This is a genomic window from Leifsonia sp. A12D58 (assembly GCF_047530025.1).
GTDB lineage: Bacteria > Actinomycetota > Actinomycetes > Actinomycetales > Microbacteriaceae > Cryobacterium.
Window position 1 is genome coordinate 1 of record NZ_JBLJAT010000004.1, and the last position, 20796, is coordinate 20796.

Below are 20796 nucleotides of genomic sequence, written 5' to 3' on the forward strand. Positions count from 1 at the left end.
GGCGGGCGGGCGGATGCGATTGCGGGCGGGCGGTGCGACGGCGGCCGCTTCGTGGGCGAATTTCCACATCCCGTTCAGCTGGGCGCGCAGAAACGCCCCTGGCGCGCGATATGTCGCGCGCCAGGGGCGTTTTCCCGCGCCAGGACCAGGGGTGGGACGCCAGCCGACTCGACCGCGATGGTCCTACTGCGTGGCAGCGCCCGCTATACCCTACGCGGCAGCGCCCTCTATGCCGAGATGGGCTGCTTGACGCCAGCGACCTTCGCAACGAAGTGGCTGAGGCGGCGGTAGACCTCACGCGATTCGGGATGCTTGGCATCCTGCTGCCAGGTGTGCTTGGCGTTGGGGTTCTTGCGCCCGTAGACCAGCGCTTCGACGGGAATTCGCCTGCGCTTGAGGGCTGTCATGAAGTTGAGGTTTGCGCCGTAGAAGAAGTCGCGCTCCGACGTTGTCACGAACACCGGCGGAAAGCCGTTGTCGAGCCAATCGATCGGAGAGATGAAACGGGCGCCTGCACGCAGGACCGCGCCGTTGCAACGCTCAGGAAGCAGCATCCGTAAGAAGTTCAAGCCCAGCACGAATCCGCGATCGAACATCACAGAGAAGTCGGGCAGGCTGCAGTGCTGCACCAGGCCGCGCAAGCTGCTGGAATGAACCGCCGGCGTGATGCCGTGGTGCTCGGCCAGCTCGGGGTTGTACGCGGATGCCGTGAGCAGCGCGGCAATGTGGCCACCGGCCGAGTCGCCACCGAGCACGATGCGAGAGGCGTCGCCGCCGAATTCAGCGGCGTGCCGCGCAGCCCAATCGAGCACAGCATTGCCGTCCTCGAGCATGTGCGCTGCACGGTATTTGGGAGCCAGCCGGTAGTTGGCGTTGATCACGATCATGTCGCCCTCCGCCGCTTGCACTGCGCAGTATTTGGTCAACGGCGCCTTGTCGCCGGAGGTCCAGCCTCCGCCGTGGAAATACACATAGACGGGGAGCTGCTCATCAGCATCTCTCGGCACGATGACATCGAGCTTGTGAGCCTTCGAACCATCACCGGCGTAGTCGATATCAAAGTAGTAGTCGACTGAATCGACCGGAACCGAGTTGAAACGCTGATGTTCACCTTTGGCCAGTGCGCCCATCAGTGCGCGCCACATCCAGACGGGAACCCTGGTGAGCGGCGTTGACCGAGGCGGTGTTGCTGCGGGTTGGGTCAGGGGTGTGTCGATATCAAAAACGGTGGTCATATTGAGATTTACTCTAGGTCGAGCATCCGAGACAGCGCTGGGAGCATGCATTGCACAACCTGTGCATCGACTCTGCTTCTGCCTATTGTGGCGCCGACGGCATCCCCCCGTGACTGCTGCTTCTAACCAGCACCGCCATAGACGCCAGTGGCCTCGATGATTGCGCGACCGAGTACGTGGAAGTGGAGGTTGAATCCCAGGGTGGCCGGTGTCGACTCAGGATCGAGCGTCAGCGATGGCACGTCGACCGCGTGCACGATGAACTGGTAGCGGTGCACGCCGGTTCCCTCCGGTGGACTGGCGCCGACGAACTCCGGCTGACGCGCCTCGTTTGGCAGCATCAGGGCTTCGGGCGGCAGCAGCCGACTGCCGAGGGCGCCTGCCCCGGCCGCAAGAGACGTGACGGACACCGGCAGGTTACACACCGCCCAGTGCCAAAATCCCGAGCCCGTCGGGGCATCCGGATCGTACGCGGTGACCGCGAAACTGCGCGTCTCGGCCGGAAAGCCCGACCATTCAAGCTGTGGAGACACGCTGTGCCCGCCGGCCCCTGCTCCATACTGCGCACGCGCCAGGGGCTGTCCGTCACGCATGTCGGTGCTTGTCAGCGTGAACAAAGGCACCTCGCCGAATCGGGCAAGTGGATCGTTCTGCGAACCGGTCTGAGTCATAGCGATGCCTCTCCTCGTCCTGCCCAGAGTGGCCCCGTGACCGACTCACGTACAAGCCCCAGCTGCGCCGCCTAAAATATGGCAGTGGCTATTCCGAAGGTCCTCCTCTATTACGTGTTCACTCCGCTCGCCGACCCCGAAGCGATTCGGCTGTGGCAGCGCGACCTGTGCGAGGGCCTCGGCATCCGCGGGCGCATCCTCATCTCGAAGGATGGCCTGAACGGCACCGTCGGCGGCGACATGGCCGCTCTCAAGCGGTACCTGCGCAAAACCCGCGACTACGCGCCATTCAAAGACATCGACTTCAAGTGGAGCGAGGGCACCGGTCTCGACGACGACGGCCAGAGCCTCGACTTCCCCCGCCTCGTGGTGAAGGTGCGTGACGAGATCGTCAGCTTCGGCGCCCCGGGCGAACTGCAGGTGGATGCCGCGGGTGTCATCGACGGCGGCACCAAGCTTGCACCGGCCGAACTGCACGAACTCGTCGCAGAGCGCGGCGACGACGTGGTCTTCTTCGACGGGCGCAATGCCTTCGAGGCTGAGATCGGCAAGTTCAAGAACGCCATCGTTCCCGATGTGGCGACGACCCGCGACTTCGTCGCCGAACTCGACAGCGGCAAGTACGACCACCTCAAGGACAAGCCTGTCGTCACCTACTGCACCGGCGGCATCCGCTGTGAGGTGCTCAGCGGCCTGATGAAGTCCCGCGGTTTCGGCGAGGTCTACCAGCTCGACGGTGGAGTGGTTCGCTACGGCGAAACCTTCGGCGACGACGGCCTGTGGGACGGTTCGCTCTACGTCTTCGACCAGCGGATGTCGGTTGACTTCAGTGACCACACGGCGATCATCGGCACCTGCACCGTCTGCGGCACCTCGACCAAGAACATGCTCAATTGCCGCGACCTGTCGTGCCGCGAACAGCTCGTCGTGTGCCCAGAGTGCGTGGACGCTGAGCCGCCGGCCTGCGCAACGCACGCTGACGAATCAATACCCGCGCCGGCGTAAGCCCCGCTGTAGCCCCGCTGTAGCCCCGCTGTAGCCCGAGTTCCTCCCGCGGCGGCGGAGATGTGATCGGGGGCTGGGCCTCGCTCAGGTGCGGAATCGAGGGCGAGCTCTGGGACGCCGCGCATACCGCCTGGCAACCGTGCTCGACAGCGCAAGGAGGATCAGGATGTCGAGAGCCAGGCTCGCGAGCGTCGTACGCAGCGTGATGGCCTGGCCGTTGTTCGCATAATCGAGATACGACAGCACAATGCTGAACGTCGCACCCGCCATGGCAACGACCCTGGCCCAGTTATGCCCCCTCCACACCAGGAAACCAAGCAGCATATAGAGCAGGAGCACCAGCCCGTACAGGCCGAGCAGCACCCCGAGCACACTGTTGGCCTGCGCCCTGCTGAGCGCTTCGCCATCGAGGTCCTCAAGCACAATCGCGTGCAGGAACGTCTCCCAATCCACGAGCACAGCGACGATGACGAACAAGCCCGATAGGGCACGCGCCGCGATCAGGGTCGACCCGACGACGATAGCGGATGGCCGTGGGATTCGTGTCGCATCCGCGGAACCGACCCCAGACGACACCAACTCAGACCCAGCAGACCTCAACGCCCCAGACCGCGACGCCCCAGACCCGGACGCCCCAGACCCTGGCACCGGCACCGGCACCGGCACCGGCACGTGAGTGAGATCAATGATCGGCAGGTCTCCATCCGTCTGGATGCTGTCGCCACCGCCATTTCGCGAGTGATATCCGGTAGAGAAATCGCTGATGACCTTCGCCTGCACCCCGATCCCGGCCGAGAGCAGGGTGTCGACGATGTGATCGCGCTCGATGTCGGTGTTGGCATCGATCTTGTGCGTGACCTGCAGGGTGAACAGAGAGAAGCCCACCGACTTGTCGAACGTGCCGGCGGCCAACCAGCCCACACGGTGCCCGCCGGGCAACAACCATCCGTCAGGGCACTTCCAGAACCGCACATGGTGACGCTTCGCCGGATTGTTCAGAACCTCCTGCTGGTACGCGAAATCCTGCTGCCGACCAAAAAGGTAGAGCGGGCTCACCGGCGCCTCGTCATAGCTGCGGCGCAGCACCGTCGACATCACGATCTTCCAGCTCGTTCGAAACGTCAGTTTGTCTGCCCGCGTCCAGCCCGCAGCGAGCATCGCCCGGTGAATCTGCGCCTCATCGCCGTCGACCGCCAGGTTGACCGGGTCACCGAGCAGTCCATCGCTGGTGCGTGTGCGCCCGATAAAGTAATCGGGAACATAAATGCCGGTGAGTATTCGGTGCAACCGCGGCAGCACGAGGTAGGCAAGCAGCAGCCAAAAGACGATGCCAACCGCGATCGCACCCCACCCCCAGGCGAAGCTCTCATCGAAGACGAGCACGGCAAGCCACACGGATGCCAGACCGCCGAAGACAAAAAAGAACCAGTCGAGCATGGTGTTGGCCGAGACGGTTCCAGGCCAGGCCGTGACCTTGGCTGGCAGCTCTGGAACCTCGGGCATCTCCCCATGTTATTCGCCGACCAGTCCAGTGCGGCGATGTGCTTTGATTCAGGGATGAGTTACGACGTCGAAAACATCAGGTCTCATTTTCCGTCTCTGGCCAGCGGAATTGCGCACTTCGACGGGCCTGGCGGCACCCAGACCCCCCTGCTTGTCGGCCATGCCATCTCGAACACGCTCACCGGGCCGCTGTCCAACCGCGGCCAGGGCGTGCGCTCCGAGCTGAACGCCGATGAAGCCGTCGGGCAGTTCAGGGCTGCGATGGCCGACCTGCTCGGGGCAGACCCGCGCGGCATCGTCTACGGTCGAAGCGCCACTCAACTGACCTATGACTTCGCGCGGCACCTGTCCAAGACCTGGGGTCCCGGCGACGAGATCGTCGTCACGCGACTCGACCATGACTCCAACATCAGGCCCTGGGTACAGGCTGCTGCCCAGGTCGGCGCGACAGTGCGCTGGGCCGAGTTCGATCCGACAACCGGCGAACTGCCGGCGTCTGCGATCGCCGAGGTACTCAGCGAGCGCACCCGGGTGGTCGCCGTCACCGCGGCATCCAACCTGATCGGAACCAAACCGCCGGTGCGCGAGATCGCCGACCTAGCGCACGCGGTGGGCGCACTGGTCTACGTCGACGGCGTGCACTACACGGCTCACACCTCGGTTGATGTCACAGCCCTCGGCGCCGACTTCTTCGTCTGCTCGCCGTACAAGTTTCTCGGCCCGCACTGTGGAGTGCTCGCCGCGGATCCCGAGGTGCTCTCGCTACTCCACCCCGACAAGCTGAAACCGTCGACGGATGCGGTGCCTGAGCGCTTTGAATTCGGCACCCTGCCGTACGAGATCATGGCGGGCGTGACCGCAGCCGTCGATTTTCTGGCCACCCTGGGCAACAGCGGGGACACCGGCGTCGACGCGGCCGGGCTCGGTTATGCCGACCCGCGCTCCCGGCGCGAACGGCTGGTCGCCTCGTCTGCCGAGCTCGATGAGCATGAGAACCTGTTGCGTTCCATCCTCGATTCCGGAGTCGCCAAGCTGCCAGGCGCGATCGTCTACTCTCGAGCCGCCGATCGCACTCCGACGCTGCTCGTCGAGTTCGACGGTATCGATTCTCAGGAGCTCGCCCGGTTCCTCGCCTCCCGCGACATCGCGGCCGGAGCCAGCTCGTTCTACGCCCTCGAAGCATCGATCGCGCTTGGTCTCGGAGAGCGGGGCGCCCTGCGCATCGGGCTTGCTCCGTACAACACCGTCGGTGAAATCGACAGGTTACTGTCTGGCCTCTCAGCGTTCATCACCGGAGGGCAATAGGCTAGGCGCGAATCGAAGAGGGGTTTTGGATGCCAACGGGCGCGGTCATCGAGTTCCATAACATCACCAAGCGGTTTGGCCACGTCGCAGCAGTCGACGATCTCTCGTTCAGGGTCGAACCCGGCCGGGTCACCGGCTTCCTGGGCCCCAACGGCGCAGGCAAGACGACAACGCTCCGGATGCTGCTCGGCCTGGTCGCACCGACCGCCGGCACCGCGACCTTCGACGGCGTGCGCTATCACGACCTGCCAAAGCCGCTCTCGATGGTGGGCGCTGCTCTCGAGGCTGCGAGCTTCCACCCGGGTCGCACGGCCAACGACCACCTCGGCATCTATGCCAGGGCCGCAGGGATCCCACTCAGCCGCATCGCAGAGGTGCTGCAGACCGTCGGCCTCGCCGACTACGGCACCCGCAGGGTCGGCGGATACTCGCTCGGCATGCGCCAGCGTCTTGGCCTGGCATACACGATGCTCGGTGACCCCGGAGTGCTTGTGCTCGACGAGCCGATCAACGGCCTCGATCCAGAGGGCATCAAGTGGATCCGCGGGTTCCTGCGCACCATGGCTGCCGAGGGACGCACGGTTCTCGTGAGCTCGCACCTGCTCTCCGAGGTGCAGCAGAGCGTTGACGACGTGATCATCATCGCCAAGGGCAAGCTCGTACACCGCGGCCCGCTCTCCAGCCTCGACACCGACACCGCACCGCAGGTCATCGTTGATTCGCCGAATCGTGAGGCACTCACAACTGCGCTGGCGGATGCCGGCATCCCGTACTCCATCGGCCGCACGGGTGTGCTCGCCGCCGAGTCTGACACCGGCCGGATCGGACACATCGCTTTTGCCGCCGGGGTAGAACTCAGCGTGCTGCACAGACAAAAATCGGGGCTTGAAGAATCATTCCTCTCTCTCGTGGGCGGAGGCGACTCACTGTGACAACCTTCATCCGCGCCATCAACTCCGAGTTTGCGAAGCTGTTCACTACGCGCATGTGGTGGATCCTCTCTCTCGTGCTCTTTCTCTACATCGCTCTCCTGGCCGGCGGTCTCTCCTGGCTGTTCGGCGGCATCCAGAGCGGTGCGATCACGCCGACTGCTGGCGGTGGGGCGAGCGCCGCACCAGAGCTCGATAACCTTCCCTCCCTGATCTACAGCTTCGCGTCATCGGTGGGATACGTGTTCCCCGTGCTCCTCGGAGCTCTGGCAACGACGGGAGAGTTCCGCCACCAGACGTTGACACCGACGTTCCTGGCCAACCCGCGCCGCGTCAACGTGCTCGGGGCGAAGACGGTCTCGATGCTCATTGTCGGAGCAGGTCTCGGCGTTGTCGGCCTCCTGGCCTCGATGGGTGTCGGGGCGATCGTCCTCAATTCCTTCGATGTCGATCCTGCACTCGGTGATCTTGACACTTGGGCGCTGGCCGGACGCTCAATCCTAGCCATGGCACTCTGGGCGGCTATCGGCGTCGGCCTCGGCGTGCTCGTTCCGAGCCAGGTGGCATCGATCGTGATCGTGCTGGCATTCACCCAGTTCGTCGAACCCCTGCTGCGTCTCGCGTCATCGTTCATCGAGGTCACAGCCAACATCGGCAAGTTCTTGCCAGGAGCTGCATCCGACGCACTCGTCGGCGCCAGCTTCTTCACCATCGCGAGTCCGGCATCCGCTGTTCTTGAGTGGTGGCAGGGCGGTCTCGTCCTGCTCGCGTATGCAGTCGTCGCGACGGTGGCCGGCTACTTCACCAGCTGGAAGAAGGACGTCACCTAGGCAGTCCGTGCGGGGTTACGGCTCCGTGCCGAGCGTCACATCGGTTGTGGCTTCAGTGCCATCACGCAGGTAGGTGACCGAGACGACGTCGCCCACCTTCTTGGTCAATTGGATGCGGGTGAGCACTGTGAGTGTTGTCGCCGGCTGGCCATCGAGTTCGGTGATGATGTCGCCCTCCTGCAAACCGGCTTCGGCGGCTGGGCTACCGGCGGTGACGGTGTCGACGAACAGTCCCTGTGGGGTGTCGAACTTCTCAGCGGCGTCAGCCGAGATCAGCACCACGCCAATCCCCATGTATGGGTAAGCGACTGTGCCGTTCTCGATGAGTTGGTCGACAATCGATTGAGCGAGACTCATCGGTACGGCGAATCCGATTCCGACGTTACCGCTGGCTTCAGAGCTCCCGACCGTCGCGATTGCCGTGTTGACGCCAATCTGCGCACCGGAGCAGTCAACGAGAGCACCGCCCGAGTTTCCGGGATTGATCGCGGCATCAGTCTGGATCGCACCGGCCAGCAGCGCAAGCTGATCGTCGTCGCTCGGCACAGTCACATCACGACCCAGCGCGCTGACGATTCCGGTTGTCACTGTGCTGGCGAGGCCGAGCGGTGCGCCGAGTGCCACGACGGGCTGGCCGACGACGAGTGACTCTGAGTCACCGATCTCGATTGCCGGAAGCGTGGCGCTTGCGTCGACCTTCAGAACTGCGATGTCGGCCTTCGGGGCGCGCCCAACAAGCGTGGCCGCCTCTGACTCGCCGTTGCTGAACAGCACGGTGATGGAACCCTCTGTCGCCGCGGCTGAAATCACGTGGTTGTTCGTGAGGATGTACCCGTCTTCACGAATGATCGATCCGCTGCCGACACCGCTGCCGCTGCTGCTCTCTACCGAAATGGTGACGATCGTGGGCAAGACAGAATCTGCGACCATCGTCGCATCGCAGACGATCTGGGACAGGTCACCTGACGGTCCGGACGTCGATGAGCCAGTGCTTTCACTGCTGCTTGACGAGTCGCTTCGCTCACCGGCGAATCCACCGGCAAATCCACCGATCAGCCCGCCGACAAGTCCAAGTACCAAAGCGGATGCCAGCACGATCCAGGTCTTGGAGTCAGACTTTCTAGGCCCTGATGGCGGCGGAGAAGCAGCCCCCGGCGCCGAGGGTGGCGGTGTCGCTGGCGGCGGCGTTACTGGAGGTGGCGTTTCCGCAGGGGGAAACATCGGCTGGGAGGTTTGCTGAGGCGCTGTCTCTGAAACCGGTGGATCCACCGGCTGTGAAACCGGTGGAACGGCGGGCGGCTGCGGGGTCTCAGGTCCCGGCTGGCCTCCGGTTGATTTGTCCTGCTCTGAATCCATGTCAGCCTCATCCCCACGAAGTTGATTGTCACGCATCACTTACGTGCAACGTACGCCACCCCGTCGTAGCAAACAAGAAACTGCCGGTAATGCTCCACTTCCATATGCTGGGAGCATGAGTGATTCATCGAAATTCAGGGCCATCGTCGTTGAAAAGTCAGCTGATGCCACCGGCGACGACGTACGATCACGCCTGACGACGATGGACGTCGACGCCCTGATGCCTGGCTCTGTGACGATCGCTGTGGACTACTCCAGCATTAATTTCAAGGATGGACTGGCGATTTCGGGACGCCCTGGTGTGGTGCGAACCTGGCCATTGATCGCAGGCATCGACGCGGTCGGTCAGATCACGGCTAGCAGTGATCCGCGCTGGAAAACCGGGGACCGTGTCATCCTGAACGGTGCAGGGCTCGGGGAGACCCATCACGGTGGACTCGCTGAATTGGTGCGGGTCGACGGCGATTCGCTCGTCCCGCTACCAGCTGGATTGAGCGCGCAACAGGCTGCAGCCATTGGCACTGCCGGATTCACGGCGATGTTGTCGGTGCTCGCGCTTGAACGCGGAGGGCTCACCCCCGACTCTGGCGACATCCTGGTCTCCGGGGCCGCCGGCGGCGTCGGTTCGATCGCCATCGCACTGTTGGCAGCAAACGGATATCGCGTGCACGCCTCCACAGGCAGGACCGATGAGCTCGGTGACTACCTCCGCTCGCTCGGCGCCGTGGGGTTGGTCGAACGGGCCAGCCTCGGCGAGACGCTGGGCAAGCCGCTGCAGACAGAGCGCTGGGCCGGTGCCATCGACTCGGTGGGCAGCGTGACACTGGCCAATGTGCTCGCTCAGACGAACTACGGCGGCACAGTTGCCAGTTGCGGGCTTGCGCAAGGCTCCGACCTGCCGACGAGCGTGATGCCGTTCATCCTGCGCGGGGTGAACCTGGCCGGTATCAACTCCGTCCATGCCCCGCTGGCGCTCCGGGAGCAGGCCTGGGCCAGGCTGGAGTCCGACCTTGACCGCACGCTGCTCGACGACCTGACCACCGTCATCGGGCTGGAGGGTTCGCTCTCGGCTGCCCACGACATCCTGGCCGGTTCACTGCATGGGCGCACAGTGGTCGATGTGAACGCGTAGGAGCGAACAACAGAGTTAGTTACTTGCTGTCGTCAGTCTCTGCGTCAGCTGTCTCGGCGTCAACTGTCTCGCCCGCGTCAACCTCAGCGTCAGAATCCGATTCTGTATTCGCACCGGCCTGGGAATCAATCAACTTGAGCGATGCGATGAGCTCGGGAGCGTGCTTCGTGGTGAGGATCACCCGCGAGTACTCTTCATCGATCAGATCGATCACTACTGCCTGACGCTTACTCTTGATCGCCACGAAATCTTTGCCACCGTGAAACTTCCAGGTGCCGACGGCAAGTACCAGCGGAATTATCGTTCCAGGCGCCCTGATGCCACGGATCCAGATCCACGGGTCGTCAGTGATTGCGATCGACCTGATGTTGTCGCGCTGCACGATGATGTCTTCGCGACGCAGCGAGAGCGATTTCTCCGCCGTCGACAAACTGATCTCAAGACGATCCGGATGCACACGAAGAGAAGCCATGCTTCTAGTTTGCCCGGTCATCCTGCGAATCGGTTTATCCGAACCTCACAAAGCCGTAACTACCTACTCTGCGTATGTCTCACACGCGCCTGATCAGTCGGTCGCCCCAGCGGATGCCGCGGCACGCGCAGCCGCTGGAAGAGCCTCGAGGATCCGGTCGATAGCCGCGTCGTCATGAGCAGCAGACACGAACCAGGCCTCGAATACCGAGGGCGGCAGCGAGACGCCTGAGCTGAGCATCGAGTGGAAGAACGGCGCGTACCTGAAAGTCTCCTGTGCAGCGACCTCGTCGTAGGTGCGCGGCGCCCGAAGCGCGGCAGTTGCGCCGAAGACGAAGCTGAACAGGTTACCTGCACGCTGCACGCTGTGCTCGACACCCTCGGCATCGAAAGCGGCAGAGACGGCCTCTGAGATGATGTCGGCGTTGGCGTCGAGGCGGTCGTAAACCGACGGTCCCGCAGCCTCGAGTGTGGCAATTCCGGCGGCAACGGCGACGGGGTTTCCGGACAGGGTGCCTGCCTGATAAACCGGCCCGAGCGGCGCGAGGTAGTCCATCACTTCTGCCCGGCCACCGAGCGCTGCAACGGGGAGTCCGCCGCCGATGACCTTGCCGAACGTCATGAGGTCGGGCTGGTAGCGCTCACCAGCGGCGTGCTGGAGTCCCCAGTAACCCGCGCGGTTCACCCGGAATCCGGTGAGTACCTCGTCGAGAATGAGCAGCGCGCCGTTTTCGTGAACGATGTCGGCCAGTGCAGCGTTAAAGCCGGCATCCGGCGCAACGATTCCCATGTTGGCTGCTGCGGCTTCGGTGATGACGGCGGCGATGCGACCTGGGTGGGCGGCAAATGCCTCGCGCACTGCATCAAGGTCGTTGTACGGCAGCACGAGAGTCTGCGCTGCAGTTGCTGCCGTCACTCCGGCAGAGCCTGGCATGGCCAGCGTGGCCAGACCAGAACCTGCCTCAGCCAACAGGCCGTCGGAGTGGCCGTGGTAGTGACCAGCGAACTTCACCAGCAGGTCACGCCCGGTGTAGCCACGGGCGAGACGGATGGCCGTCATGGTGGCTTCGGTTCCCGTTGACACCAGGCGCACCTTCTCGACGGCACTCACGCGCTCCTTGACCAGTTCGGCAAGTACTGTCTCAGACGGCGTCGAGGCGCCGAATGAGAGGCCGCGAGCTGCGGCATCCTGCACGGCCTTGACGACCTCAGGGTGCGCGTGGCCGAGGATCGCAGGACCCCAGGAGCTAACGAGGTCGACGTATTCGCGTCCGTCGGAATCGGTGACGTATGGGCCTGTGGCCGACACGATGAACAGCGGCGTGCCACCGACCGAACGGAATGCACGCACAGGCGAGTTCACGCCACCGGGGATCGACTGCTGGGCGCGGTCGAAAAGCTCGTCATTGTGGGTCATCGTGCGGTTTCCTCATTCATCCAAGTTGCAAGTTCTGTGGCCCAGTATGTGAGCACTGCGTCGGCACCAGCACGGCGGATGCTGAGCACCGACTCTTCGATCGAGCGCTTGCGGTCGATCCAGCCCTGGGCTGCGGCGGCCTCGATCATGGCGTATTCGCCTGAGACTTGATATGCCCAGACCGGAACGCTGCTCATCGCGGCGACGTCAGAGAGCACGTCGAGGTACACGCCTGCCGGCTTGACCATCACGACATCAGCGCCCTCTGCAATATCGATCTCGGCCTCACGGACGCCTTCTCTGCGGTTGCCTGGGTTGAGCTGGTACGTACGTCGATCGCCCTCGAGAGTCGATTCCACGGCATCCCTGAACGGGCCGTAGAACGCGGAGGCGTACTTGGCCGAGTATGCGAGCAGGGCGGTGTCTTCGTAGCCGGCGGCGTCAAGGGTCTCCCTGACTGCCGCGACCTGGCCATCCATCATCCCGCTCAAGCCGAGCAGTTGTGAACCGGCCGCGGCCTGGGCCAGAGCCATGTCGTTGTAGCGGATGAGGGTTGCGTCGTTGTCGACGCTGCCATCGACGGCGAGCACCCCGCAGTGACCATGATCGGTGAACTCGTCGAGGCAGAGATCGGTCTGCACGACAAGCGCGTCGCCCACTTCATCGACGAGCGCACGCGTTGCAACATTGAGGATGCCGCGAGGATCAGTGGCACCAGAGCCGATCGCATCGCGGACCGTAGGAACGCCGAACAGCATGACGCCACCGATACCGGCCTCGGCCGCTTCGGCCACCGCACGCTTCGCGCTGTCGATGCTGTGCTGCATGACTCCAGGCATCGACACGATCGGAACAGCTTTGTCGATGCCCTCTCGCACGAAAAGCGGGAGGACAAGCTGGGAGGGGTGCAGGTGGGTTTCGCTGGCCAGACGGCGGAGCGCGGGTGTGGCGCGCAGGCGACGCGGCCGAATGATGGGTGTAGTCACCTGACAAGCCTACGTCTCAGCGAGTCGCCGCAACCTCAACGAGGGCGTCGATCAGTGACTCTGCTGTGCGCTCGGCGGCGATGACGTCGACGTCGAGACCGATAGCGGCGGCATCCTTGGCTGTCTGTGGTCCGATGCAGGCGACCAGGGTGCCGCCGGGAATCGGACCAAGCTGTTCCTGCACCTGTTGGGCAACGCTTCCGGAGGTCACCAGGACCGCCTGCACGAGTCCAGCAGCGACATCCGCGGCAACCTTGTCACTGACAGGAACACCGATGGTGCGGTACGCGACGACCGATTCGACGTCGTGGCCGATTCGGCGCAGTCCCTCGGTGAGGAGGGGCTTGGCGATCTCGCTGCGCAGCGCCAATACCTTGAGCGGGATGACGCCGTTCGTGGCGGCCTCCCAAATCTCAAGCAGGCCGCGTGCCGAATTATCTTCAGACGGCACGATGTCGACCGAATATCCGGCTGCGGTCAAGGCGGCGGCCGTCGTCTCGCCGACGGCCGCGACGCGGGTGCTGGCGGGGATGACTGCACGGTGCGAAGAGAGCACGTCGACGGTCGTCGCACTGGTGACGGTGATCCAGTCGAATTCGCCGGCAGCCAGACGCTCAAGCGCCGCCTCGAGGGCGGCTGCATCGTCGGTCGGCGCGAAGTTGATCATGGGCGCGACGATGGGCTGCGCACCCTTCGACCGAAGATTGGCCGCTACCTGATCGCCCCAGGGGCCACCGCGGGGAACGAGAACACGCCAGCCGGCCAGCGGCTTCGGCTGATCTGGTTTGGTCGTCACGATGTCGCTCCCAGTGGTGCGAGTTTGGCCGCGCCGCCCGCCAGGAGCTCGGCCGCGACACGCTCTGCGATCTCTTCGGCCGCGTCCATCAGGTGGTTGGGCGAGTGTGATTCGGGCGTTGCGGCGTGTGAGCTGGTGATCTGCGCAGTGCCGTCAGGGCTGTAAACCGTCGCCGTCAGGAACACGAGGTCGTCAATGACTGCGGTTGCACCGATCGGTGCGGCACAGCCGGCTTCGAGCATGGCAAGAACGTGGCGTTCCGCCAGTGTCGTGACCTGGGTCGTGACGTGGTTGATCGCGTTCAGCGCACCGGCGAGCTGACGGTCCAACGAGCCGTCGCGCACTTCGAGTGCCAGCGATCCCTGTCCGGGAGCCGTCGGCCACTCAGACAGTTCGAGGTATTCGGTTGCAACTGCATCGAGTCGACCCAGCCGTCCGAGCCCGGCGGCGGCCAGGATGACAGCATCCAGTTCACCGTCAGTCACGAAAGCAAGACGGGTGTCGACGTTGCCCCTGATGTCGACGACCTCGAGCTCCGGTCGTCTGGCTCGCAACTGAGCTGCCCTGCGCGGAGAACCTGTTCCGACCCTGGCGCCGTCAGGCAGCGAGTCAAGCGTGAGTTGGTCACGAGCGCACACTACGTCGCGAGCGTCGGCGCGTTTCGGGGTCGCGCCGATGCGGAGGCCAGGCTGAGCGATCGTCGGCAGGTCTTTGAGCGAGTGCACGATGACGTCGCACTCATCGGCCAGCAGCGCTTCGCGGAGGGCGCTGGCGAACACACCGGTGCCGCCGAGGCTCGCCAGTGAATCGCGTGAGGTGTCGCCGTGGGTCGTGATCGGGATGATCTCAATCTCGACACCAGCAGCCGCGCCGAGGCGGTTGGCGATCGCCGTCGTCTGAGCCATGGCCAGCGCGCTGCCGCGCGTACCGACCCTGATCACGCTCTTCTTGGAACTCACGGTGCTTCTCCTGCCAGCGCCGGCTTGAAGCCGAGGCGAACGTTCTCGCAACATCCGGGACGGCATACGTCGTACCAGGGACCGAGCTCGGTCAGTGCAGGCCGTTCGTCGACGGGGGTGTCGTTGACGCGTTCCATCACCAGGTCGACAAGGCCGCTGACGTACGCCGGATTGGTGCCCGGCGTCGGAACGCGTACCGAGAACAGGCCGTGCTCCTTGGCGGTCTCCATGGCCTCGTTGTCGAGGTCCCAGAGCACCTCCATGTGGTCACTGACGAAGCCGAGGGGCACGATGACGACAGCACGGATGCCGCGGGCCGGCAGTTCGGCGATGGCGTCGTTGATGTCGGGCTCGAGCCAGGGCATGCTGGGTGGTCCGCTGCGTGACTGGTACACCAGCTGCCAGCTGAGGGCCTCTGAGGAGTCGGCGGGAGCCGCAGCGGCCACAACGACCTCCGCGACGGCATTGTGCTGGGCGGCGTACGCGCCACCCTCACCGAAGCCGCGCTCTGCGGGTCCGCTCTTGGCGGCATCCGTCATCGGGATCGAGTGCGTGGCGAACAGCACCTCGACCTCGGTGTACAGGTTGATGCCGGGGTTTGCAGCTTCGACATCGGCCAGGCCCTGGCGCACGCCTTCGATGAAAGGCAGCACGAAACCGGGGTGATCGAAGAACTGGCGCACCTTGTCGATGTGCACGACGCGGGCGAGACCCGGCTTGATGATCGCTTCTGCGAAATCTTCGCGGTACTGGCGGCAACTGGAGTACGAGCTATACGCGCTTGTCGCAATCGCGATCAGGCGGTCCTGGCCGTTCTCGTGGGCCTCGGCGACGACATCGGTCAGGTACGGGGCCCAGTTGCGGTTTCCCCAGATGACGGGCAAGTCGACGCCGCGGAAGGCGAGCTCCGCCTCGAGTGCGGCCTTGAGGGCTCGGTTCTGATTGTTGATCGGGCTGACACCGCCGAAGTGGCGGTAGTGGTGGGCGACCTCTTCGAGGCGCTCCTCGGGGATTCCTCGACCGCGCGTCACGTTGCGGAGGAACGGGATGACGTCGTCCTGGCCCTCCGGTCCGCCGAATCCGGCGAGGAGAATTGCGTCGTACTTCGCCATTACTGCAGGACCTCCACGAGTTCAGCCAGGGTAATTCGTCGTCCGGTGTAGAACGGGACTTCTTCACGCACGTGCATGCGGGCATCGGTCGCGCGCAGCTCACGCATCAGGTCAACGAGCTCTGTGAGCTCATCGGATTCGATGGGAAGCAACCATTCGTAGTCACCGAGGGCGAATGCCGAGACAGTGTTGGCGATCGCACCGCGGAATGCCGCGCCCTTGCGACCGTGGTCGGCGAGCATCTTGCTGCGCTCAGCCTCGGGCAGCAGGTACCACTCGTAGCTGCGCACGAACGGGTAGACCGTCATCCAGCCCTTCGGCTCGACGCCGCGCAGGAAGCCGGGTACGTGGCTCTTGTTGAACTCGGCATCGCGGTGCACACCCATGGCGTTCCAGGTGGGGAGCAGGCTCTTGAGCAGTCGAGTGCGGCGGAGTTCGCGATGCGCCCACTGCAGCGTCTCTGCGTCGTCGGCGTGGGTCCAGATCATGACATCCGCGTCGGCACGAAGGCCTGACACGTCATAGAAGCCGCGAACCGTCACGCCCTCCTTCTCAACAAGGGCAACGACGTCGTCCAGTTCGTTCACGGCGTGCTCGACGTCGCGACCGTCAAGGTCGTCAGGGTTGCTTGGATCTCGTCGCAGAACTGCGAACAAAGTGAACCCCTGCGGTGACGCGACGGGTTCGTGTTCGACGGATTCTGAGGGAGATGTGGCCTGGGTGCTGTCTACTGCCTCTCCGGCAGCCGGGTGAGTCATGCCTCTAGTCTCCACTGCTTTGCGACCAGAGCCAAAAACGAGTCAGAATGCCGCGGAAACGAGAGGCGACTGGGCGCAGACTAACGCATCAGCGATTCTGCAGGGCCCTGACTCCCAGCCACACGGCTGTGCCGACCACGGCAGCGGCACCGAGGGCGATGGCCATCAGCGCTGGAGGATTCTCTGTGCCGAGACGCTTCATCTTGTCGTTGGCTCGACGCGTCTTGAGTTTCACCTGCTTGGGAACGTTGAGCTTGTACTCGATGGCGTCGAGGGTGCTTGCGAGCTCTGCTCTGGCTGCCTGCGCGGTTTGGCGAAGCTCGGCCTTGGAACGGTGCGGCTGAGATTCCTCTTTGCCCGCCGTCTTGTCGGGCTCGTCATTCGGGTGCACGGCCTTGACGTTAGACCTGGTCTGGGCAGCGGTGTGCGCTGCGACATTCGCCATCTTCTCAGCGGCCTTGCGGGCCTTCTGCTGCTGTTCTGACTCAGTGCTCATAGTCGCCAACCCCCTTGAGTGCATCGACGTCGTGACGAATGCTCGCACCGACTCCGTCTGGATCCTTCGCAGTTGCAGCCTTGACCCTGTTCACGCCGATGAGTGCGAGCACGACTGCGATCAGGAGTAACGCGACCGCGACGATGAGCGCAGAGAGCCAGAGCGGAAGCGCAAGGGCGATAGCGATCACCGCGAGAGCGATGAAGACGCCCGTCGCAAAGAAGAGCAAGACAGCGGCAACGACGAAAAGGCCGATGCCGACGCCGAAGTTCTTGGCCTTGCCCGTCATCTCGGCTTTGAATGCGTCGATCTCGGCGTGCACAAGCGCGCTGAGCTGACCCGGCAATTCCGAAATCAACGTGCCGATCGGCTTCTTGGTCTTTGGGTTGAAACTGTTGTCAGTCACAGAACTGGCTCCCCGCTGTCGTGTGCGTTGAACTGCGTGTTCGTTGAACCGCGTTACTTGTCGTCGGTAGAAGACTTGTCGTCGGTAGAGGACTTGTCGTCGGTAGAGGACTTGTCGCCGACCGGAAGCGCAGGTTTCGCCGTTGGCTTCTTCGGCGCCTCGGTCTTCGTCTGGGTCGCCTTGGCATGCTCAGCCGTGGCCTTGGCCGCCTCTGCTGCTGCTGTTGCTGCTTCGTCCACGGCATCCGCAGCAGCCTTGGCTGCAGCCTCTGCCTTAGCCTGAGCAGACTTTGCGTTCGCCGCTGCCGCCTTGGCGCCCGACTTGGTTGAGTTCTGCATCGAAGCAACGATTTTCTTGCCCGTTGCGAACAACGTTGAGGGCGAGTCGCCGATCTTGTCGAGAGCGAAATCTCGCACTTCGCTCACCCGTCGCTGCACAGGCTCTGCGTGCCAGACGTTGCTGGCCGCCGCTGCAATCTGGTCATAACGCTTGCGTCCCGCGCGAGCGCCCAGCACGTAGCCGACCAGGCCGCCGGTAACAAAAAGAATTTTTCCCCGCATTGTGACTCCATTCGCCGAGTTTCACGTATCCCCCAGCGTATCCCGCCAGGCGCATGTAATGCGCGCCCAGTGTCACCCGAGGTTATAGATAGCGGATGACACTGGGTACACGCCGATGCAGAAGGGCGCTACAGCCCCAGGGACGCCTGCCGAATTCGGCCAGCCGCGTCAACGGCATCTGGGATGACTGCAGCCAGCCCCGTGCCTGACAACCAGGCGCCGGTCAGCTCGAGGCCCCGAATGGGCTCAAGCGCCTCGCGCACGGCTGAGACCCGTTCCCTGGCTCCGAGAGTCGCGGGCGACAGCGCGTTGCGCCACGAGGTGCGCGCGAATCCCTGCACTGAATCCGCAGAAAGCGTCACGCCGAGAATCAGCGACGCGTCGTGCAGCGCCAGCTCCTGGAACTGCTCATCGCTCAGCGCGTCTGTGAGGTTCGGTTCGCCTGCCCTCCCGTATGAGAGTCGGATGACGTGGCGACCTGGCCCGGCGGCAGCAGCCACCCACTCCCACTTCGCGCTCACGTGCGTGAGTGCCTTCGCGCTGACGCCAGGGGCAGTCGCGGCAACGAGAACCCCTGTTCCGCGCGGATGTGAATCGAGAGCAGGCGCATTGACCACAAGAGTGGCAAGTTCGACGGCCGCGGGATCCGGCCAGTCGAGGTCTGCAACTGCGGCGAGTTCGGGGCTCACGCCCTGCACCAGGCTGATCGCCTGGGCTCCGGGAGCCGCGACGATGACGAAGCGCGTCTCGACGGTTTCAACGATCGGGGCGGCGAGGGTGGCATCAGCTTCTGCATCGGTGTCTGCTGGGGCGTCAACGTCAACGTCAACGTCAACGTCACGCTCGAACGTGACCGACCACGTCGAGGTGGCCTCGTCGTCTTCGCTCTCGCTCTCGCTCTCGACCACGTTCTGGGTGAGGCCGGTGACCGTCGCGCCGGTCACGATCGTCACGTTGTACTTGGCCAGATCTGCCCGGACAGCGTCGATGAGCTTCGACATGCCGCCGCGCAATCCGCCGACCATGGCACCCGCCGGCGCCTGTGAACGGAGCGAAAGCACCGCTCCTGACAGCGATCCAGCTGTCGTCAGCGCGCCGTTCAGGCCGGGAGCGACGATGTCGATCTCCAGGTCTTTCGCCCTGGCTGAATAAACGCCACCCGCCACCGGCTCGACCAGGCGTTCGAGCACCTTGGTGCCCATCCGCTTCTCAACGAGATCACCGAGACTGCGTTCCCTGCCGATCGTGAGCACGGGCTTGATCCGATCGAGCCAGGCCCGCCAGGCACCGGCAGAACCGATAGCGCGTCGCACGTCATCGGCCAACGGTGAGCCGGGAATACCGAGGATTCCCGTCTTTGGCAGTGGCACACTCATCGGCGCTCCGCCCGTCTTCAGCGGCGGCAGGTACAGCCAGGCTCCCTGGGGATTCGGCGCGACGATCTCATGGGTCAACTGGAGGCCGTCGATGAAATCAGCGACGGTCCCCTTACGTACGGCAAAGCTCTCTGCACCGCTGTCGAGGGTGAGACCGGCCACCTCGTGGCTGGCGACGGCGCCGCCCACCGTGTCGCTCGCCTCGTAAATCGTGACGCTCAGGCCGAGGTGGGCGCAGTGTCGGGCAGCAACCAGTCCGGCGATGCCACCGCCGACAACGATGACATCAGTCATCGAACGCTGTTCTGTTCCGCTGAGGCGTCGTGCACGAGGTTGACTACACGGGTGAGTACAGCCGGATCTGTTTCAGGCGGGACACCGTGACCGAGGTTCAACACGTGTGACGGAGCCGTGCGGCCCTTCTCGAGCACGTCGAGCACGTGGGCTTCGAGCACCGGCCACGGCGCGGCGAGCAGCGCGGGGTCGATGTTGCCCTGCACAGGGACGTTACCGCCCAGGCGGCGGCTGGCCTCGTCGAGCTGCACGCGGTAGTCGACGCCGACGACATCGGCACCGATGTCGTGCATCGCCTTGAGGAGCTCGCTTGTTCCGACGCCGAAGTGCACGATCGGCACGCTGTTGCGCACTGACTCGGGGTCGGCGGCCAGATCGGCTGACCGGGTCTCGTATGTCAGGTCCTGCACGTGGGAGATGGCCAGGGCGGATGCCGGGGCGACGTACTTCGTGTAGTCATCGAGCGACAGGGCGCCTGCCCACGAGTCGAACAGTTGGGCGGCACTGGCACCAGCCAAAATCTGCGCCCGGAGGAACTTACCTGTGACCTCTGCGGTCCAGGCCATCAGCACGGCCCAGGCCTCCGGGTCGGAGTGCATCAGGGTGCGGGCGTGGATGTGGTCCTTGGAGGGACCACCTTCGACCAGGTAGGCAGCGAGCGTGAACGGCGCACCGGCAAACCCGATCAGCGGGGTGGTGCCGAGTTCGTCAGTCGTGCGGGTGACAGCTTCGCGGATGGGAGCCAGCGCGTCATCGAGAACGGCCGGGTCGAGCGCGACGAGCTCTGCGACATCCGCTGCGGTACGCACTGCCTTGCCGAGCACCGGGCCCTTGCCAGCGACGATCGAGACATCGACACCGACGAGCTTGAGGGGAACGACGATGTCGCTGAAGAAGATGCCGGCGTCGACGCCGTGCCGACGAACCGGCTGCAGGGTAATTTCGCTGGCCAGCTCCGGCGTGAGGCAGGCCTCAAGCATCTGGGTGCCGACCCGCAGCTCGCGGTATTCGGGGAGGGATCGACCGGCCTGGCGCATGAACCAGACGGGTGTCACGTCTGGCCTGGAGCCCTGGTAAGCGGTGATCAAGCGGGAATCGGCAGTCAGGCCGGCGGAAAGTGGGTGTTGCGCGTCGAGGTTCACGCCCTGAATTCTGTCAAACATCCCTGAAGGATGCACGAGGGCCTGACAAACGACATT

At 64.1% G+C, this 20796-nt stretch carries 21 protein-coding genes; 5 read left to right on the forward strand and 16 right to left on the reverse strand.

Going from position 1 to position 20796, the window contains the following annotated elements:
- Positions 1-227 precede the first annotated feature (227 nt).
- Together ACMT3I_RS10775 and ACMT3I_RS10780 are read right to left on the reverse strand one after the other, a co-directional pair.
- The gene (locus ACMT3I_RS10775) at positions 228-1235 is read right to left on the reverse strand and encodes an alpha/beta hydrolase (RefSeq protein WP_414804496.1); all 1008 of its coding nucleotides are present in this window, start codon (positions 1233-1235) and stop codon (positions 228-230) included.
- A 122-nt stretch (positions 1236-1357) separates the two neighbouring features.
- Positions 1358-1906, reverse strand: coding sequence for a YbhB/YbcL family Raf kinase inhibitor-like protein (locus ACMT3I_RS10780; RefSeq protein WP_414804497.1), 549 nt, complete (start codon positions 1904-1906; stop codon positions 1358-1360).
- A gap of 84 nt (positions 1907-1990) precedes the next feature.
- On the opposite strand from ACMT3I_RS10780, the gene ACMT3I_RS10785 reads away from it, so the two are divergent.
- A complete protein-coding gene (locus ACMT3I_RS10785) occupies positions 1991-2911 on the forward strand; it encodes a rhodanese-related sulfurtransferase (RefSeq protein ID WP_414804498.1) in 921 nt (306 codons plus the stop codon).
- A gap of 84 nt (positions 2912-2995) precedes the next feature.
- Here ACMT3I_RS10785 and ACMT3I_RS10790 read toward each other — a convergent pair whose 3' ends face one another.
- Entirely contained in the window at positions 2996-4414 is a 1419-nt protein-coding gene (locus ACMT3I_RS10790) for an LssY C-terminal domain-containing protein (RefSeq protein WP_414804499.1), read from the reverse strand.
- Positions 4415-4468: 54 nt separating this feature from the next.
- Between ACMT3I_RS10790 and ACMT3I_RS10795 the strand changes: the two genes are divergently transcribed.
- Genes ACMT3I_RS10795 through ACMT3I_RS10805 form a run of 3 tightly spaced genes read left to right on the forward strand, consistent with a single transcriptional unit; the run spans position 4469 to position 7478 of the window.
- A complete protein-coding gene (locus ACMT3I_RS10795) occupies positions 4469-5719 on the forward strand; it encodes a cysteine desulfurase-like protein (RefSeq protein WP_414804500.1) in 1251 nt (416 codons plus the stop codon).
- Between the two features lie 29 nt (positions 5720-5748).
- Positions 5749-6651, forward strand: coding sequence for an ABC transporter ATP-binding protein (locus ACMT3I_RS10800; RefSeq protein ID WP_414804501.1), 903 nt, complete (start codon positions 5749-5751; stop codon positions 6649-6651).
- A complete protein-coding gene (locus ACMT3I_RS10805) occupies positions 6648-7478 on the forward strand; it encodes an ABC transporter permease (RefSeq protein WP_414804502.1) in 831 nt (276 codons plus the stop codon). The genes ACMT3I_RS10800 and ACMT3I_RS10805 overlap by 4 nt, the downstream gene beginning before the upstream one ends.
- A 15-nt stretch (positions 7479-7493) precedes the next feature.
- Here ACMT3I_RS10805 and ACMT3I_RS10810 read toward each other — a convergent pair whose 3' ends face one another.
- Positions 7494-8573 carry a S1C family serine protease gene (locus tag ACMT3I_RS10810; RefSeq protein WP_414804503.1) on the reverse strand — a complete coding sequence of 360 codons (1080 nt, stop codon included), beginning with the start codon at positions 8571-8573 and terminating at the stop codon, positions 7494-7496.
- A 376-nt stretch (positions 8574-8949) separates the two neighbouring features.
- Between ACMT3I_RS10810 and ACMT3I_RS10815 the strand changes: the two genes are divergently transcribed.
- Positions 8950-9966, forward strand: a complete 1017-nt coding sequence (locus tag ACMT3I_RS10815) for an MDR family oxidoreductase (protein WP_414804504.1) — start codon at positions 8950-8952, stop codon at positions 9964-9966.
- Positions 9967-9985: 19 nt separating this feature from the next.
- Here the strand turns inward: ACMT3I_RS10815 and ACMT3I_RS10820 are convergent, their stop codons facing one another.
- From ACMT3I_RS10820 to hemE, 12 genes are all read right to left on the reverse strand, one after another.
- The gene (locus tag ACMT3I_RS10820; protein WP_414804505.1) at positions 9986-10438 is read right to left on the reverse strand and encodes a hypothetical protein; all 453 of its coding nucleotides are present in this window, start codon (positions 10436-10438) and stop codon (positions 9986-9988) included.
- A 93-nt stretch (positions 10439-10531) separates the two neighbouring features.
- On the reverse strand, positions 10532-11854 hold the full coding sequence (hemL, locus tag ACMT3I_RS10825) for a glutamate-1-semialdehyde 2,1-aminomutase (RefSeq protein ID WP_414804506.1): 1323 nt from the start codon (positions 11852-11854) through the stop codon (positions 10532-10534).
- On the reverse strand, positions 11851-12840 hold the full coding sequence (hemB, locus tag ACMT3I_RS10830; RefSeq protein WP_414804507.1) for a porphobilinogen synthase: 990 nt from the start codon (positions 12838-12840) through the stop codon (positions 11851-11853). Before hemB ends, hemL begins: the two co-directional genes overlap by 4 nt.
- 16 nt (positions 12841-12856) lie before the next feature.
- Complete coding sequence (locus tag ACMT3I_RS10835) at positions 12857-13636, reverse strand: uroporphyrinogen-III synthase (RefSeq protein WP_414804508.1); 780 nt, start codon at positions 13634-13636, stop codon at positions 12857-12859.
- On the reverse strand, positions 13633-14595 hold the full coding sequence (gene hemC / locus ACMT3I_RS10840) for a hydroxymethylbilane synthase (RefSeq protein WP_414804509.1): 963 nt from the start codon (positions 14593-14595) through the stop codon (positions 13633-13635). Before hemC ends, ACMT3I_RS10835 begins: the two co-directional genes overlap by 4 nt.
- Complete coding sequence (locus ACMT3I_RS10845) at positions 14592-15707, reverse strand: ferrochelatase (RefSeq protein ID WP_414804510.1); 1116 nt, start codon at positions 15705-15707, stop codon at positions 14592-14594. Before ACMT3I_RS10845 ends, hemC begins: the two co-directional genes overlap by 4 nt.
- Entirely contained in the window at positions 15707-16465 is a 759-nt protein-coding gene (gene hemQ / locus ACMT3I_RS10850; protein ID WP_414804511.1) for a hydrogen peroxide-dependent heme synthase, read from the reverse strand. Before hemQ ends, ACMT3I_RS10845 begins: the two co-directional genes overlap by 1 nt.
- A gap of 88 nt (positions 16466-16553) precedes the next feature.
- A complete protein-coding gene (locus tag ACMT3I_RS10855; protein ID WP_414804512.1) occupies positions 16554-16961 on the reverse strand; it encodes a DUF3618 domain-containing protein in 408 nt (135 codons plus the stop codon).
- Positions 16951-17367, reverse strand: coding sequence for a phage holin family protein (locus ACMT3I_RS10860; RefSeq protein WP_414804513.1), 417 nt, complete (start codon positions 17365-17367; stop codon positions 16951-16953). The genes ACMT3I_RS10855 and ACMT3I_RS10860 overlap by 11 nt, the downstream gene beginning before the upstream one ends.
- 53 nt (positions 17368-17420) lie before the next feature.
- Complete coding sequence (locus ACMT3I_RS10865) at positions 17421-17927, reverse strand: hypothetical protein (protein ID WP_414804514.1); 507 nt, start codon at positions 17925-17927, stop codon at positions 17421-17423.
- Positions 17928-18055: 128 nt separating this feature from the next.
- Complete coding sequence (locus ACMT3I_RS10870) at positions 18056-19597, reverse strand: protoporphyrinogen/coproporphyrinogen oxidase (protein ID WP_414804515.1); 1542 nt, start codon at positions 19595-19597, stop codon at positions 18056-18058.
- Positions 19594-20760, reverse strand: a complete 1167-nt coding sequence (gene hemE / locus ACMT3I_RS10875) for a uroporphyrinogen decarboxylase (protein WP_414804516.1) — start codon at positions 20758-20760, stop codon at positions 19594-19596. The genes ACMT3I_RS10870 and hemE overlap by 4 nt, the downstream gene beginning before the upstream one ends.
- Positions 20761-20796 lie beyond the last annotated feature (36 nt).